Annotated in this window: 12 protein-coding genes; 6 read left to right on the top strand and 6 right to left on the bottom strand. The window is 47.6% G+C overall.

Annotated elements, in window-relative coordinates; genetic code table 11:
• Positions 1–11: 11 nt before the first annotated feature.
• The gene (locus tag ACJHYR_RS17035; RefSeq protein WP_001172285.1) at positions 12–1,001 is read right to left on the bottom strand and encodes an aldo/keto reductase; all 990 of its coding nucleotides are present in this window, start codon (positions 999–1,001) and stop codon (positions 12–14) included.
• A 26-nt stretch (positions 1,002–1,027) separates the two neighbouring features.
• Positions 1,028–1,879, bottom strand: a complete 852-nt coding sequence (locus tag ACJHYR_RS17040; RefSeq protein ID WP_001174448.1) for an aldo/keto reductase — start codon at positions 1,877–1,879, stop codon at positions 1,028–1,030.
• Positions 1,880–2,444: 565 nt separating this feature from the next.
• On the opposite strand from ACJHYR_RS17040, the gene fdeC reads away from it, so the two are divergent.
• Positions 2,445–6,698, top strand: a complete 4,254-nt coding sequence (fdeC, locus tag ACJHYR_RS17045; protein WP_000092571.1) for an inverse autotransporter adhesin FdeC — start codon at positions 2,445–2,447, stop codon at positions 6,696–6,698.
• A 120-nt stretch (positions 6,699–6,818) separates the two neighbouring features.
• Here fdeC and ACJHYR_RS17050 read toward each other — a convergent pair whose 3' ends face one another.
• Complete coding sequence (locus tag ACJHYR_RS17050) at positions 6,819–7,676, bottom strand: helix-turn-helix domain-containing protein (protein WP_410233119.1); 858 nt, start codon at positions 7,674–7,676, stop codon at positions 6,819–6,821.
• Between the two features lie 247 nt (positions 7,677–7,923).
• On the opposite strand from ACJHYR_RS17050, the gene ACJHYR_RS17055 reads away from it, so the two are divergent.
• Positions 7,924–8,793, top strand: a complete 870-nt coding sequence (locus ACJHYR_RS17055; RefSeq protein ID WP_001305439.1) for an aldo/keto reductase — start codon at positions 7,924–7,926, stop codon at positions 8,791–8,793.
• A gap of 159 nt (positions 8,794–8,952) precedes the next feature.
• On the opposite strand, the gene rclC is transcribed toward ACJHYR_RS17055, so the two are convergent.
• The 3 genes from rclC to rclA all read right to left on the bottom strand — a co-directional run bounded on the left by rclC (position 8,953) and on the right by rclA (position 11,228).
• Positions 8,953–9,546: a reactive chlorine species resistance protein RclC gene (gene rclC / locus ACJHYR_RS17060; RefSeq protein ID WP_001299021.1), complete on the bottom strand. Its 594-nt coding sequence runs from the start codon at positions 9,544–9,546 to the stop codon at positions 8,953–8,955.
• An 11-nt stretch (positions 9,547–9,557) separates the two neighbouring features.
• Positions 9,558–9,794 carry a reactive chlorine resistance periplasmic protein RclB gene (rclB, locus tag ACJHYR_RS17065; RefSeq protein ID WP_000474079.1) on the bottom strand — a complete coding sequence of 79 codons (237 nt, stop codon included), beginning with the start codon at positions 9,792–9,794 and terminating at the stop codon, positions 9,558–9,560.
• A 108-nt stretch (positions 9,795–9,902) separates the two neighbouring features.
• The gene (rclA, locus tag ACJHYR_RS17070) at positions 9,903–11,228 is read right to left on the bottom strand and encodes a reactive chlorine resistance oxidoreductase RclA (protein WP_001046305.1); all 1,326 of its coding nucleotides are present in this window, start codon (positions 11,226–11,228) and stop codon (positions 9,903–9,905) included.
• A 226-nt stretch (positions 11,229–11,454) separates the two neighbouring features.
• On the opposite strand from rclA, the gene rclR reads away from it, so the two are divergent.
• The 4 genes from rclR to ACJHYR_RS17090 all read left to right on the top strand — a co-directional run bounded on the left by rclR (position 11,455) and on the right by ACJHYR_RS17090 (position 15,673).
• Positions 11,455–12,309, top strand: a complete 855-nt coding sequence (gene rclR / locus ACJHYR_RS17075) for a reactive chlorine-specific transcriptional regulator RclR (RefSeq protein ID WP_001305442.1) — start codon at positions 11,455–11,457, stop codon at positions 12,307–12,309.
• Between the two features lie 518 nt (positions 12,310–12,827).
• Positions 12,828–13,547 (top strand): (Fe-S)-binding protein, encoded by a 720-nt coding sequence (locus ACJHYR_RS17080; protein WP_001102128.1) that lies wholly within the window; start codon positions 12,828–12,830, stop codon positions 13,545–13,547.
• Between the two features lie 10 nt (positions 13,548–13,557).
• A complete protein-coding gene (locus ACJHYR_RS17085) occupies positions 13,558–14,985 on the top strand; it encodes a LutB/LldF family L-lactate oxidation iron-sulfur protein (protein WP_001305443.1) in 1,428 nt (475 codons plus the stop codon).
• A complete protein-coding gene (locus tag ACJHYR_RS17090; protein WP_001305444.1) occupies positions 14,978–15,673 on the top strand; it encodes a lactate utilization protein C in 696 nt (231 codons plus the stop codon). The genes ACJHYR_RS17085 and ACJHYR_RS17090 overlap by 8 nt, the downstream gene beginning before the upstream one ends.
• Positions 15,674–15,779 lie beyond the last annotated feature (106 nt).

Consider the following 15,779-nt stretch of genomic DNA (forward strand, 5'->3'; position numbering starts at 1 on the left):
CCGTTTGGGTATTAGCGGCCTACGCGTGCCTGATGTTCAGGCGAGTAACGTTCACCGACGATTTTAATTGTTTCCAGCGCCTCGGTTATCTGCTGCGTATCTTTCTGCGAAAGAACAATGTCAGCAGCGGCCAGGTTTTCTTCCAGCCGGTTCAGTTTAGTGGTGCCAGGGATGGGAACAATCCACGGCTTTTGTGCTAATAGCCATGCCAGTGCGATTTGTGCAGACGTTACCCCTTTCTCCGCAGCCAGTTCACCTAACAAGGTGACCAGTTTTTCATTGGCTTCAATGGCTTGTGCTGCGAAACGCGGTACGGTGCTGCGGTAATCATCTTTGCCGAAAGTGGTTCCCGGCTTAATCGCCCCTGTCAGGAAACCTTTACCTAGTGGGCTGAAGGGGACAAAACCAATTCCCAGTTCCTCCAGTAACGGCAGAATTTCCTGTTCAGGCTCACGCCACCACATGGAATATTCGCTTTGCAGGGCGGTGACAGGTTGTACCGCATGTGCACGACGAATGGTTTGTGCTCCCGCTTCCGACAGGCCGAAATGTTTGACCTTACCTTCTGCGATGAGGTCTTTCACCGTTCCTGCAACATCCTCAATAGGAACATCCGGATCAACACGGTGTTGATACAGCAGGTCAATAACATCTGTTTTCAGACGACGTAATGATCCTTCAACGGCTTCACGGATATGTTCCGGACGGCTGTTTAAAATCTGCTGCTTATTATCATCGCCGAAGGTAAAACCGAATTTAGTGGCAATTACCACGCGGTCACGAAACGGTTTTAAGGCTTCGCCGACCACTTCTTCATTCAGATACGGACCATACACTTCGGCGGTATCGAAGAAGGTGACGCCACGTTCAACCGCAGCACGAATAAGTTCGATAGCCTGACGGGTATCGGTCGCCGGGCCGTAGCCGTGGCTTAAGCCCATGCAACCGAGCCCAAGGGCGGAGACTTCGAGTCCGGATTTACCCAGATAACGTTTTTGCATTGAATGAATACCTCTTTTATCGCGGCTTAAACATCAAGTTTGCGGCCAGTCAGCCATTCCACCATTGCGGGATCGCGGTGAGAGAAGAACGCGCTGGTTGCGGTATCCAGGGCGGTAATTTGCAGCATATCTTCAGGGCTGAGTTCAAAATCGAGAATGTTGATGTTCTCTTCCATGCGTTCTTTTCGCACTGATTTTGCCAGTGAAACAATGCCTCGTTGGTAGATCCAGCGCAGAACAACCTGGCCCACGCTTTTGCCATACTTCTCGCCAATTGCCGTGAGAACAGGATGCTGGAACAGACCATTTTTCCCTTCCGCAAACGGTGCCCAGGCTTCTGGCTGAATGCCACGACTTTGCATCCAGGGAACGGCCTGTAGCTGCTGATTGAAAGGGTTAACTTCAACCTGGTTTACCGCCGGAACGACGTTATTAAAAGCGATAAGGTCTGCCAGTCGGTCAGGATGGAAGTTACTGACGCCAATAGCGCGAATTTTACCGGCCTGTTGCAGCTCTTCCATGGCACGCCAGGCTCCGTGGACATCGCCGTATGGCTGGTGAATCAAATACAGGTCAACGTAATCAAGTTGCAGTCGATTCAGAGAGCGTTCGAACTGGGCTTTGGCCCCTTCGTAACTGGTATCCTGCAACCAGAGTTTTGTGGTGACAAAGAGTTCGTTACGGGCGATACCGCTTCGTTTCAGTGCGTTCCCGACCTGGGTTTCATTTTGATAGGAGGCGGCGGTGTCAATCAGTCGATAACCGATGTTAATAGCGTCAATGACCGCTCTTTCGCATTCGGCGGCATCGGTCATCTGAAATACACCAAAGCCCAACAGGGGCATTTCAATACCGTTGTTCAGTTTTACTTTTTGCATGGTGTTATCCTTCCGTTATCGTTCATGAGAAGCATAACGTAAAGGGAAGAGCTCGATTAGACGGCAGGATTTGTCAGGGGTTATGAACGAAATTCATAAATCTGCTTGAGTGTTGCGATGAGTCGTGCAAGTTCGATATCCCTGCAATTCACAGTCTGATGAAGAAAAATGAATATCCATAAAAAATATATTGGTTTATCCTGGTGTATATACCTACTTCGACGTATTCCCAATAGCGATTAATTAAAGACAGGTCATTATTATTCACTCTTAATAATGAATTATTCACTGCCCGCAGAGTAAGAAATATAACTTAAGTATCTATTTAATAACTTGCACAAAAAGCTAAATTTTTACCCATAAATAAAAATATAATCCCGCGCCCAACCACCTGATGAGTGGCTACAGACACTGGATATATTAGGTGGCGGTGTACTTTCTTACATAAAGGTATTTCCTTTTCTGCGGAAAAGGAAACCGGGAAATCCCCGGTTTTTCTGACAAGCAGACGCCATTATTTGTGTCTGCCTATGTTCGTTAATTCGTTCATCAGGAAATTATCTCAATGTCACGTTATAAAACAGGTCATAAACAACCACGATTTCGTTATTCAGTTCTGGCCCGCTGCGTGGCGTGGGCAAATATCTCTGTTCAGGTTCTTTTCCCACTCGCTGTCACCTTTACCCCAGTAATGGCAGCACGCGCGCAGCATGCGGTTCAGCCACGTTTGAGCATGGAAAATACCACAGTAGCTGCTGATAATAATGTGGAGAAAAATGTCGCGTCGTTTGCCGCAAATGCCGGGACATTTTTAAGCAGTCAGCCAGATAGCGATGCGACACGTAACTTTATTACCGGAATGGCCACAGCTAAAGCTAACCAGGAAATACAGGAGTGGCTCGGGAAATATGGTACTGCGCGCGTCAAACTGAATGTCGATAAAGAATTCTCGCTGAAGGATTCTTCGCTGGAAATGCTTTATCCGATTTATGATACGCCGACAAATATGTTGTTCACTCAGGGAGCAATACATCGTACCGACGATCGTACTCAGTCAAATATTGGTTTTGGCTGGCGTCATTTTTCAGGAAATGACTGGATGGCGGGGGTGAACACCTTTATCGACCATGATTTATCCCGTAGTCATACCCGCATTGGTGTTGGTGCGGAATACTGGCGTGATTATTTGAAATTGAGCGCCAATGGTTATATCCGGGCTTCTGGCTGGAAAAAATCGCCGGATGTTGAGGATTATCAGGAACGCCCGGCGAATGGCTGGGATATTCGTGCTGAGGGCTATTTACCTGCCTGGCCGCAGCTTGGCGCAAGCCTGATGTATGAACAGTATTATGGCGATGAAGTCGGGCTGTTTGGTAAAGATAAACGCCAGAAAGATCCACATGCGATTACCGCTGAAGTGAATTACACGCCAGTGCCTCTTCTGACCCTGAGTGCCGGGCATAAGCAGGGCAAGAGTGGTGAGAATGACACTCGCTTTGGCCTGGAAGTTAATTATCGGATTGGCGAACCTCTGGAAAAACAACTCGATACAGACAGCATTCGCGAGCGTCGAATGCTGGCAGGCAGCCGCTATGACCTGGTTGAGCGTAATAACAATATCGTTCTTGAGTATCGCAAATCTGAAGTGATCCGTATTGCTCTGCCTGAGCGGATTGAAGGTAAGGGCGGTCAGACACTTTCCCTGGGACTTGTGGTCAGCAAAGCAACTCACGGACTGAAAAATGTGCAGTGGGAAGCGCCGTCATTACTGGCTGAAGGTGGCAAAATTACCGGTCAGGGTAGTCAGTGGCAAGTAACGCTCCCGGCTTATCGTCCAGGCAAAGACAATTATTATGCGGTTTCAGCGATTGCCTACGATAACAAAGGCAATGCCTCGAAACGTGTGCAGACAGAAGTGGTTATTAGCGGAGCTGGTATGAGCGCCGATCGTACGGCGTTAACGCTTGACGGTCAGAGCCGTATTCAAATGCTTGCTAACGGTAATGAGCAAAAGCCGCTGGTGCTGTCTCTGCGCGACGCCGAGGGCCAGCCAGTCACGGGCATGAAAGATCAGATCAAGACTGAACTAACCTTCAAACCGGCTGGAAATATTGTGACTCGTACCCTGAAGGCCACTAAATCACAGGCAAAGCCAACACTGGGTGAGTTCACCGAAACTGAAGCAGGGGTGTATCAGTCTGTCTTTACTACCGGCACGCAGTCAGGTGAGGCAACGATTACTGTTAGCGTTGATGGCATGAGCAAAACCGTCACTGCAGAACTGCGGGCCACGATGATGGATGTGGCAAACTCCACCCTGAGCGCTAACGAGCCATCAGGTGACGTGGTTGCTGATGGTCAGCAAGCCTACACGCTGACACTGACAGCGGTGGACTCCGAGGGTAATCCGGTGACGGGAGAAGCCAGCCGCCTGCGACTTGTTCCGCAAGACACTAATGGTGTAACCGTTGGTGCCATTTCGGAAATAAAACCAGGGGTTTACAGCGCCACGGTTTCTTCGACCCGTGCCGGAAACGTTGTTGTGCGTGCCTTCAGCGAGCAGTATCAGCTGGGCACATTACAACAAACGCTGAAGTTTGTTGCCGGGCCGCTTGATGCAGCACATTCGTCCATCACCCTGAATCCGGATAAACCGGTGGTCGGCGGTACAGTTACGGCAATCTGGACGGCAAAAGATGCCAATGACAACCCTGTAACAGGCCTCAATCCGGATGCACCGTCATTATCGGGCGCAGCAGCTGCTGGTTCTACGGCATCTGGCTGGACAAATAATGGTGATGGGACGTGGACTGCGCAGATTACTCTCGGCTCTACGGCGGGTGAATTAGAAGTTATGCCGAAGCTAAATGGACAGGATGCGGCAGCAAATGCGGCAAAAGTAACCGTGGTGGCTGATGCATTATCTTCAAACCAGTCGAAAGTCTCTGTCGCAGAAGATCACGTAAAAGCCGGTGAAAGCACAACCGTAACGCTTATTGCAAAAGATGCGCATGGCAACGCTATCAGTGGTCTTTCGTTGTCGGCAAGTTTGACGGGGACCGCCTCTGAAGGGGCGACCATTTCCAGTTGGACCGAAAAAGGTGACGGTTCCTATGTTGCTACGTTGACCACAGGCGGAAAGACGGGCGAGCTTCGTGTCATGCCTCTCTTCAACGGCCAGCCAGCAGCCACCGAAGCCGCGCAGTTGACGGTCATCGCCGGAGAGATGTCATCAGCGAACTCTACGCTTGTTGCGGACAATAAGACTCCAACGGTTAAAACGACGACGGAACTCACCTTCACCGTGAAGGATGCGTACGGGAACCCGGTCACCGGGCTGAAGCCAGATGCACCAGTGTTTAGCGGTGCCGCCAGCACGGGATCAGCGCGACCTTCAGCAGGAAGCTGGACAGAGCAAAGTAATGGGGTCTACGTGGCGACCTTAACGCTGGGATCGGCTGCAGGTCAGTTGTCTGTGATGCCGCGAGTGAACGGCCAAAATGCCGTTGCTCAGCCACTGGTGCTGAATGTTGCAGGCGACGCTTCCCGGGCAGTGATCAGTGATATGGCGGTGAAGGTGAATAACCAACTGGCAAATGGACAGTCTGCTAACCAGGTAACCCTGACCGTCGTGGACAGCTATGGTAACCCGTTGCAGGGGCAAGAAGTTACGCTGACTTTACCGCAGGGTGTGACTAGCAAGACGGGGAATACAGTAACAACCAATGCGGCAGGTAAGGCGGATATTGAGTTGATATCAACCGTTGCAGGGGAACTTGAAATCGCGGCCGCGGTGAAAAACTCTCAGAAGACGGTCACGGTGAAATTCAACGCGGATGCCAGCACCGGTCAGGCAAACCTGCAGGTAGACACCGCCGTTCAAAAAGTGGCAAACGGCAAAGATGCCTTTACGCTGACGGCGACCGTTGAGGATAAAAACGGTAACCCTGTTCCAGGCACTCTGGTGACCTTTAATCTGCCCCGGGGTGTCAAGCCGCTTACTGGCGATAATGTCTGGGTGAAAGCCAACGATGAGGGGAAAGCAGAGTTGCAGGTGGTTTCCGTGACTGCCGGAACCTATGAGATCACGGCGTCGGCAGGAAATGACCAGCCTTCAGATGCGCAGACTATAACGTTTGTAGCCGATAAGGCTACCGCAACCGTCTCCGGTATTGAGGTGATTGGCAACTATGCACTGGCGGACGGCAAAGCCAAACAGACGTATAAAGTTACGGTGACTGATGCCAATAACAACCTGTTGAAAGATAGCGACGTGACGCTGACTGCCAGCCCGGCTTCGTTAAACCTGGAACCGAATGGCACTGCGACAACGAATGAGCAAGGGCAGGCTATTTTCACCGCTACCACTACTGTTGCGGCGACATACACACTCAAGGCGCAAGTGAGTCAGACCAACGGTCAGGTATCAACGAAAACTGCCGAATCTAAATTCGTCGCGGATGATAAAAACGCGGAGCTCACCGCATCATCTGATGTGCAATCGCTGGTGGCGGATGGGAAATCGACTGCGAAGCTGGAGGTTACCCTGTTCTCGGCAAATAACCCTGTTGGGGGGAATGTGTGGGTCGACATTGAGGCTCCGGAAGGAGTGACGGAGAAGGATTATCAATTCCTGCCGTCGAAAAATGACCATTTCGTGAGCGGAAAAATCACGCGTACATTTAGTACCAGCAAGCCTGGTGTCTATACGTTCACATTTAACGCCCTGACCTATGGCGGGTACGAAATGAAGCCAGTGACGGTGACCATAACCGCGGTGGATGCCGATACGGCAAAGGGCGAGGAGGCGATGAAGTAATATTAAGAATATGAAAGTAACATTCTAATAAACAATAATGGCGTTGACATCTTCAACGCCATTATTTATTGAATTGCCTGACAGTAGTCTCGTTATAAATTCATGTAAACATCGCTACAGCTAAACCGGGCGAACGGGGATAAAAATTTCGCAAACAATGTTATTGCTATCAATTTCGACGAAGTTTTCATTGTAATAAAATCGCTCAATATCACTGCCGTTCACTCTGGCTAACCCCCTGGCAGGTAATTCCATCAGATAGAGGTTTCGCGCCCATTCAGGGTAGTGCTCCCACTCACCTTCATAGCGGAAAGAGGCATACAGTCCTCGGTTAATTGTCCACTCTTTCGACATCTCTGAATCGGTTTGTTTGCATACCGTACCGGCAAAAGTTTCAACTGTGAGCAAATCGACCGATTTTGTTGACGGTTCGAATGTGGAGACGAAATAGATATCCGTCTTAAAACTCTTCATACATCTGGCTAAATGATGACGTCGCAGTTCGACTTCTTCATCCGGTGATTTATTCGACACTTCAATGTCATATTTAAATGAATCGCCAAAAATAGGTGTCTCAGGAAAGTTGACTAATCTACACTCCGTCTTTTGCTGTTGACGTATTAAAAAAGAAGGGAAGATATTTGCGAGATCCCAATAATCACGGTGGCGGTATTCACGGGGAGAGCAGCCGAATAACTTTTTAAATTCGCGGCTGAATGACTGCTGTGAGTCAAAATGCAAAGAGAGTGCAATATCAAGCATAGATTTCGCGGTGAGTCGGACAAGAATGGCGGCACGACAAAGCCTTCGTTTGCGAATGTATTCTCCTAAAGGCACATGCATGAAATTTCGGAACAGAAGCTGGATGTTGCGCCTGCTGTAGCCAGATTTCTGTGCGATATCTTCGATTGAAATAGGGTGCTCAAGATTGCACTCAATCCACTCCAGGAGCTGCTGTAGAATCTTCTGCCTGATCATCACATTCTCCGTTAATTCTTTGTCATATCGCACATTTTCGTTATGTCCTGGGCCCTAAGTGTATCAAAAATAGCAAGTCCCAAGGCAAAAGCACTGATAGCGTCTGCTTCATTGCCCCAAAAATAGAGAGGTTTCAGTCCTACATTATTAATGAATTTTTTGCATAAGTGATATCAAAATCCACATACTAATTTGAGGTTACGTTTTAACGTAGACTCATTGTTCATACCTAATGGAGGGACTGACAGTGGAATTTTCCGTATTAAGTAACAATCTGAAAATGCCGATGATGGGATTTGGTGTTTTTCAGGTTACCGATAAAGACGTGTGCAAACAGTCAGTGTTGAATGCTATCCGCACGGGTTATCGACTCATCGACACTGCAGCGGTATACGGTAATGAAGATGCCGTCGGTGAAGCCGTTCGTGAAGCCATATCTGAAGGTTTATGTACCCGAGAAGAGTTATTTATAACGTCTAAATTGTGGGTGCAGGATATGTTGAATCAGGATATTGCAGCAGCAGGTATTGAAGCATCATTAAAAAAATCGGGACTGGAATACTTCGATCTCTTTTTATTGCACCAGGCCATGCGCGATTATTTCAGTGCGTGGCGTGCACTCGAAGATGCCTATGAAGAGGGCAAATTAAAAGCGATTGGGGTTTCCAATTTCTACCCTCATGTTCTGGCGAACTTTTGTGAAACGGTAAGAGTTAAACCGATGGTCAACCAGGTCGAGTTGCATCCCTATTTTGCCCAACCAGAGGCGCTGGCAACCATGAAGTATTATAACGTGCAGCCTGAAGCATGGGCTCCGTTAGGTGGTGGACGACATAAACCCTTTGAAAATAATCTGCTTCAGAGTATTGCAGATGCCCATCAAAAATCGATTTCTCAGGTCATTCTGCGTTGGAATATTCAACGGGGAGTGGTCGTTATTCCGAAATCGACACATCAACAGCGTATCGAAGAAAATTTTGCTATTTGGGATTTCTCACTGACAGAGAAAGAAATGGCGCAAATTAGTTCGCTTGATTTGGGTTATGTTGGGGAATCGGTAAAACATTTTAATCCTGAGTTTGTTCGTGGTTGTCTTGCTGTAAAAATACATGATTGATATTAATCACTTATTTTACCTGAGACGACAAGAATCTTTTAACAGGGGAGTGATATTGATCTTCACTCTGTCATATCTCCGGTAATATGGCGTCAGGCTTCATCATCAGAAAGGGGGCCTGACGCCTGAAAAAGTGAACAACAGACAGTGTTCGGATTATCAATATTCAGTTTTTAACGTTGAACTGGATTCATTACTGCGTTGTTTAAGAATTTCCCGCGCCGAATCTGCCATTATCATGACAGCACCTGCCAGCATCAGAGTATCTTTCAATACCAGGCGACCAGCACCGGATAAATAAGGGAAACCATGATGAGCGTCACCCAATGCGGGTACCCATGCCTCCGGGGTGGTGATTAAAAATGAGAGTGTTACCAACGGTGTGGTAAATGCCATCAGCCCTCCCAATAAACCTAACCAGCGATTGACAGGATTAGCCAAAACCAGCAGAGCAATAATCACCTCCACGACGCCAAGACCGTTGGAAAAACCATAGGTATTATTGGCCGTTTGCCATGCCCTTGCTTCTGGTTTGTATTCGCCTTCGTGAGTCAGATACTGTTTATAGTCTTCCGGGTGTTCATAAAAGAACGACATTAGTGGACTGTTTGCGACGAATGGTGTAATGCTGTCTGCCTCGTAAGGGACAAACTTTAATAACCCAATCCACATAAAAACAATCGCAATACTCAGACGAATCAATGTCAGGCCAATTTTATCTCCCCGACTTAACAGGTGCAGGTATTTCTCCATTGTAAACATCCTTATCTATACAATACTGCTGTTGCGGTTGAATTATTATCAATTCGCATCGATGTGACTTTCCAGGATGAAGCATTATATTTTCTGGCCATATCAGCAATGGCATCCTCCAGAACTGTCGGTGATGCTGATACTGACGAGACGCTGATATGTTTCAGAATTATTTTATCATCTGCATTGGTGGAAAATGCCATAACGCCAGATAATAGTGTTGCAAATAAAACAGATTTTTTAAACATATAAAATACCATCAATGAAGTGATTAAGAAGTTATAGAGTAACAGAGAATTAATAAGATTCTTTTCTCTGAGACGCCAGAATATTTGTTCTGGCGTCTGATTTTGAGTTTATTTGACTAATGAAAATAGATCATTGAGTGATTCGCTCATCGACGGATGAGTAAATATCTGATCGCGTAATATGCTATAAGGCAGCCCGGCATCCATCACCATTTTCACTATATTAATCATCTCGTGGGAGTCAACACACAGCAGTGATGCCCCTAATATACGTTGGGTTTTATTATCAACAATCGCTTTTAATACCCCACGGGTATCGTTCATCACTCTTGCGCGCGGAATTGCAGCTACAGGCAATATCACCACCTGAATATCAGCACCACTCTCTTTGGCTTGTTCTTCTGTCATACCAACCCTGGACAGGGGCGGTGTCATAAATACGGAATAAGGCACATTTTTCCGATCATCAGTACTACGTTTGCCTTCACCCAGTAACTCATCACGTACAATGCGGTAATCATCCAGTGATATGTAAGTAAATTGCAGCCCGCCGGTAACATCTCCCATCGCCCAAATATTGTCTGCGGTGGTATGTAATCGCTTGTCAACGACAATTGCCCCGCGCTCGTTTACTGCGATACCTGCATTTTCTGGATGTAACGAAGCGGTAGCCGGTTGACGACCGGAAGCTATTAACAGTGCATCCACCGCCAGTTGGGCGTGCTCGCTATGCACTTGCACTTGATTTTCATGGTGACTGATTCGCTCCACATGGGCATTGAGGATTATATCGACGCCCTGATCGCGTAAAATCGTCGCGATATTATCAGCAATATCCCGATCTTCCCGAGGCAAAAACAGCGAAGCTGCTTCTAAAATGGTTACCTTGCTGCCAAAATTAGCGAACATAGAGGCGAACTCAACGCCAATATATCCGCCGCCCAAAATACCTAAATGCCCAGGCAATTCTTTTAGATTAAGTAATCCGGTGCTGTCATATACTCCTGGCGTTGTGGTAATTCCAGGAATTGGCGGAACCACGGTTTGTGCACCGGTATTAATAAAAATTTTCTCGCCATGAATTTCCAGATTTCCCTCAGGCCGATGAACACGCAGGCTATGATTATTGATAAACTCCGCCTGGCCGTCGATCACGTCGATATTGGGCATATCCGCAAGATTATGAAAATTCTTATTACGTAAAAAATTAACCACTTCATTTTTACGCTGTATGGCACGGACAAAATCTGTGTGCTGCTGTGCGTCATGAACCAATGTTTTGGTTGGGATGCAGCCGATATTAATACAGGTCCCGCCATACATTGCATTTGATTGTTCGATGAGAGCCACACGCCAACCTGCTTTTGCCAGCGTGACGGCTAATGTTTTTCCAGCCTTGCCAAAACCAATAATAACTGCCTGATATTTATTCATGATGATTTCCTGTCGAAACGCGTTCATTTGACATCATGACTATAGACGCAAAAGAGCAAATAACATTTCTTCACAACGCTTGATATTTTGTCTTATCGTCTGGTATTTTCTTTTTCTTAATCAGAATCACAAAACAAAAATCATGATTAACTATTTGATGGTATTAGATTAATTATTGACTAAGATTGTTGGTGTTTGTAATCAAAAAACCACTCAGGAGTCTGATATGGATGCTCTTAGCCGTTTGTTGATGCTTAACGCTCCACAAGGAACGATCGATAAGAATTGCGTGTTAGGAAGTGACTGGCAACTTCCACATGGTGCCGGGGAATTGTCGGTTATTCGTTGGCATGCGTTAACGCAAGGAGCGGCGAAGCTGGAAATGCCGACGGGAGAGATTTTTACATTACGCCCGGGAAATGTGGTCCTGCTACCACAAAATTCAGCTCATCGCCTGAGTCATGTCGATAATGAATCGACCTATATTGTCTGTGGCACTCTTCGGCTGCAACATTCGGCGCGTTATTTTTTAACGTCTTTGCCGGAAACGCTGTTTGTAGCACCAGTGAACCATAGCGTGGAATATAACTGGCTGAGGGAGGCGATCCCGTTTTTACAACAGGAATCCAGATCGGCAATGCCGGGAGTGGATGCACTGTGTAGCCAGATCTGCGCTACATTCTTTATCCTCGCGGTGCGTGAGTGGATTGCACAGGTTAATACAGAGAAAAACATTCTCAGTTTGCTTCTGCATCCACGTCTTGGTGCGGTAATACAGCAAATGCTGGAAATGCCAGGACACGCCTGGACCGTCGAATCGCTGGCCAGCATCGCCCACATGTCCCGGGCAAGTTTTGCCCAGCTTTTCCGTGATGTTTCCGGAACCACGCCGCTGGCTGTATTAACAAAGTTGCGTCTACAAATAGCGGCCCAGATGTTTTCCCGGGAAACGCTCCCTGTTGTGGTGATCGCTGAGTCAGTAGGCTATGCCAGTGAATCATCTTTTCACAAGGCGTTTGTTCGCGAGTTTGGTTGTACCCCGGGAGAATATCGGGAAAGGGTCAGACAGCTTGCACCCTGAATAAAACCGCCAGAAATCAGGGCAAAGATAATCCGCATTCCGGGAGTTGTGAGCCTTTCAACTATTTCTATTTCCAAGTTTTTTATATATTTTTTTGAAGTGGTCTGGCTTAGTAATTAAATAAAAGATACAAACTAAATTGCTTCAATTAAATAAAATGCCGATTATTACTTGATACGTAATTATTGTTGGTGATTTTGTTTGTACACCATCAGTGTATATCTCAATAACCCCTGAATAAGTAGCACTGAATAGGTATAAGGGATGTGGCCATTTTTAAATGGATTTCTTATGCCAAAAATGATCGTCGATCTCCCCATAAAATGTGAGCGATGCCGAAAGAAATAAAATTAGTTATTGCATTTGAAGTTTGGATGAAAGATTATCATTTGTCATACAAATGAGGGGTGGTATGTTGCTAGCCAATTAAAAAAGAACGCCATATTTATTGATGATTGCTCCCCCGGAAGGGGGGAACCATCGGGCATAAATGGGCATGAAGTAATGGAGTATTAGTTGTGAATGTCAATTTCTTTGTCACCTGTATTGGTGACGCCCTGAAATCAAGAATGGCACGAGACTCCGTGCTGCTACTGGAAAAACTCGGCTGTCGCGTAAATTTCCCAGAGAAACAGGGATGCTGCGGTCAGCCTGCGATCAATAGTGGTTATATCAAAGAAGCGATTCCAGGGATGAAAAATCTGATCGCCGCACTGGAGGATAACGACGATCCCATTATTTCACCGGCTGGCTCCTGTACCTATGCCGTAAAAAGTTACCCAACGTATCTGGCGGATGAGCCTGAATGGGCATCACGTGCCGAAAGGGTTGCCGCGCGTATGCAGGATCTCACCTCTTTTATTGTTAATACATTAGGGGTAGTCGATGTAGGTGCCAGTTTGCAAGGGAGAGCGGTGTATCACCCATCTTGTAGCCTGGCCCGTAAGCTGGGGGTGAAGGACGAGCCACTTACGTTGCTGAAAAATGTGCGTGGACTGGAGCTGTTGACCTTTGCTGAACAGGATACCTGCTGCGGATTTGGCGGCACGTTCTCGGTCAAAATGGCCGAAATATCCGGCGAGATGGTGAAAGAAAAGGTTGTGCACCTGATGGAAGTCCGCCCTGAGTATTTAATTGGTGCTGACGTGAGTTGCCTGCTGAACATCAGTGGGCGATTACAACGGGAAGGGCAGAAAGTCAAAGTGATGCATATTGCTGAAGTGCTGATGAGCCGCTGAGGATATAAAGATGTCGATCAAAACCAGTAATACAGATTTTAAGACACGCATCCGTCAGCAAATTGAAGATCCGATCATGCGCAAAGCGGTGGCAAACGCGCAGCAGCGTATTGGGGCAAATCGGCAAAAAATGGTCGATGAATTGGGGCACTGGGAGGAGTGGCGCGATCGGGCCGCCCAGATACGTGATCATGTTCTGAGTAATCTCGACGCTTATCTGTACCAGCTCTCAGAAAAAGTGACGCAAAACTGCGGTCACGTCTATTTTGCAAAAACCAAAGAAGACGCTACCCGCTACATTTTACAGGTTGCCCAACGCAAAAATGCCCGGAAGGTGGTGAAATCTAAATCGATGGTGACCGAAGAGATTGGTGTCAATCATGTGTTGCAGGATGCTGGCATTCAGGTGATTGAAACCGATCTGGGTGAATACATTCTCCAGCTGGATCAAGATCCGCCCTCTCATGTTGTGGTCCCGGCAATTCATAAAGATCGCCATCAGATCCGTCGGGTGCTACACGAACGTCTGGGCTATGAGGGGGCGGAAACGCCTGAAGCAATGACCTTATTCATCCGGCAAAAAATCCGCGAAGATTTCCTCAGTGCTGAAATAGGTATTACCGGCTGTAATTTCGCGGTGGCAGAGACCGGTTCGGTATGCCTGGTGACCAATGAAGGTAATGCGCGAATGTGTACCACGCTGCCTAAAACGCATATTGCAGTGATGGGAATGGAGCGTATTGCCCCCACGTTTGCCGAGGTAGATGTATTGATCACCATGCTGGCGCGCAGTGCCGTTGGTGCACGTTTGACGGGATACAACACCTGGCTGACAGGACCGCGCGAAGCGGGGCACGTTGATGGTCCTGAAGAGTTTCATCTGGTTATTGTCGATAACGGGCGTTCTGAGGTGCTGGCCTCTGAATTTCGGGATGTGCTGCGCTGTATTCGCTGCGGGGCTTGTATGAATACTTGTCCGGCATATCGCCATATTGGCGGTCATGGATATGGCTCTATTTATCCAGGGCCAATTGGTGCGGTGATTTCTCCGCTACTTGGCGGCTATAAAGATTTTAAAGATTTACCCTACGCCTGCTCTTTATGCACTGCTTGTGACAACGTGTGTCCGGTGCGTATTCCGCTGTCAAAACTGATTTTGCGTCATCGTCGGGTGATGGCTGAAAAAGGGATCACCGCAAAAGCAGAGCAACGGGCGATAAAAATGTTCGCTTATGCCAATAGTCATCCAGGATTGTGGAAAGTCGGGATGATGGCTGGTGCTCATGCGGCAAGCTGGTTTATCAATGGCGGCAAAACACCACTCAAATTTGGCGCGATTAGCGACTGGATGGAAGCACGCGATCTTCCTGAAGCTGACGGAGAGAGTTTCCGTAGTTGGTTTAAGAAACATCAGGCGCAGGAGAAAAAGAATGGATAATCGGAGCGAATTTTTGAATAACGTTGCTCAGGCACTGGGTCGCCCGCTGCGACTTGAACCGCAAGCAGAAGATGCGCCGCTTAACAACTATGCTAACGAGCGGCTTACCGAACTTAACCAACAGCAGCGCTGTGACGCGTTTATTCAGTTTGCCAGCGATGTTATGTTGACGCGCTGTGAGCTGACCAGCGAGGCGAAGGCGGCAGAAGCTGCAATACGTCTGTGTAAAGAGCTGGGAGAGCAGTCGGTCGTGATTAGCGGTGACACGAGGCTGGAGGAATTGGGGATTAGTGAACGTTTGCAGCAGGAATGCAATGCCGTTGTTTGGGATCCGGCGAAAGGTATTGAGAACATATCACAAGCAGAGCAGGCTAAAGTTGGCGTAGTGTATGCTGAATATGGTTTAACCGAATCGGGAGGCGTGGTTCTTTTTTCCGCCGCCGGGCGCGGGCGTTCATTGAGCCTGCTCCCGGAATCTTCTCTTTTTATCCTGCGTAAAAGCACTATCCTGCCGCGTGTAGCGCAACTCGCAGAAAAATTGCATCAGAAAGCGCAGGCCGGTGAACGAATGCCTTCCTGCATTAACATCATTAGCGGCCCCAGTTCAACGGCGGATATTGAGCTTATCAAAGTCGTTGGGGTTCATGGTCCGGTGAAAGCGGTGTATCTGATTATTGAGGATTGCTGAGAGAGATATGAAGTCTGGACATAAACCTGAAGGCGGCATACGAGGTTGTGAATAGCGTTAAGGACAACCTGACTTAACCCCGTTCCGTCATGGTTATGCTGCTCTT

Source organism: Escherichia sp. WS1450 (assembly GCF_046487395.1).
GTDB classification, from domain to species: domain Bacteria; phylum Pseudomonadota; class Gammaproteobacteria; order Enterobacterales; family Enterobacteriaceae; genus Escherichia; species Escherichia coli.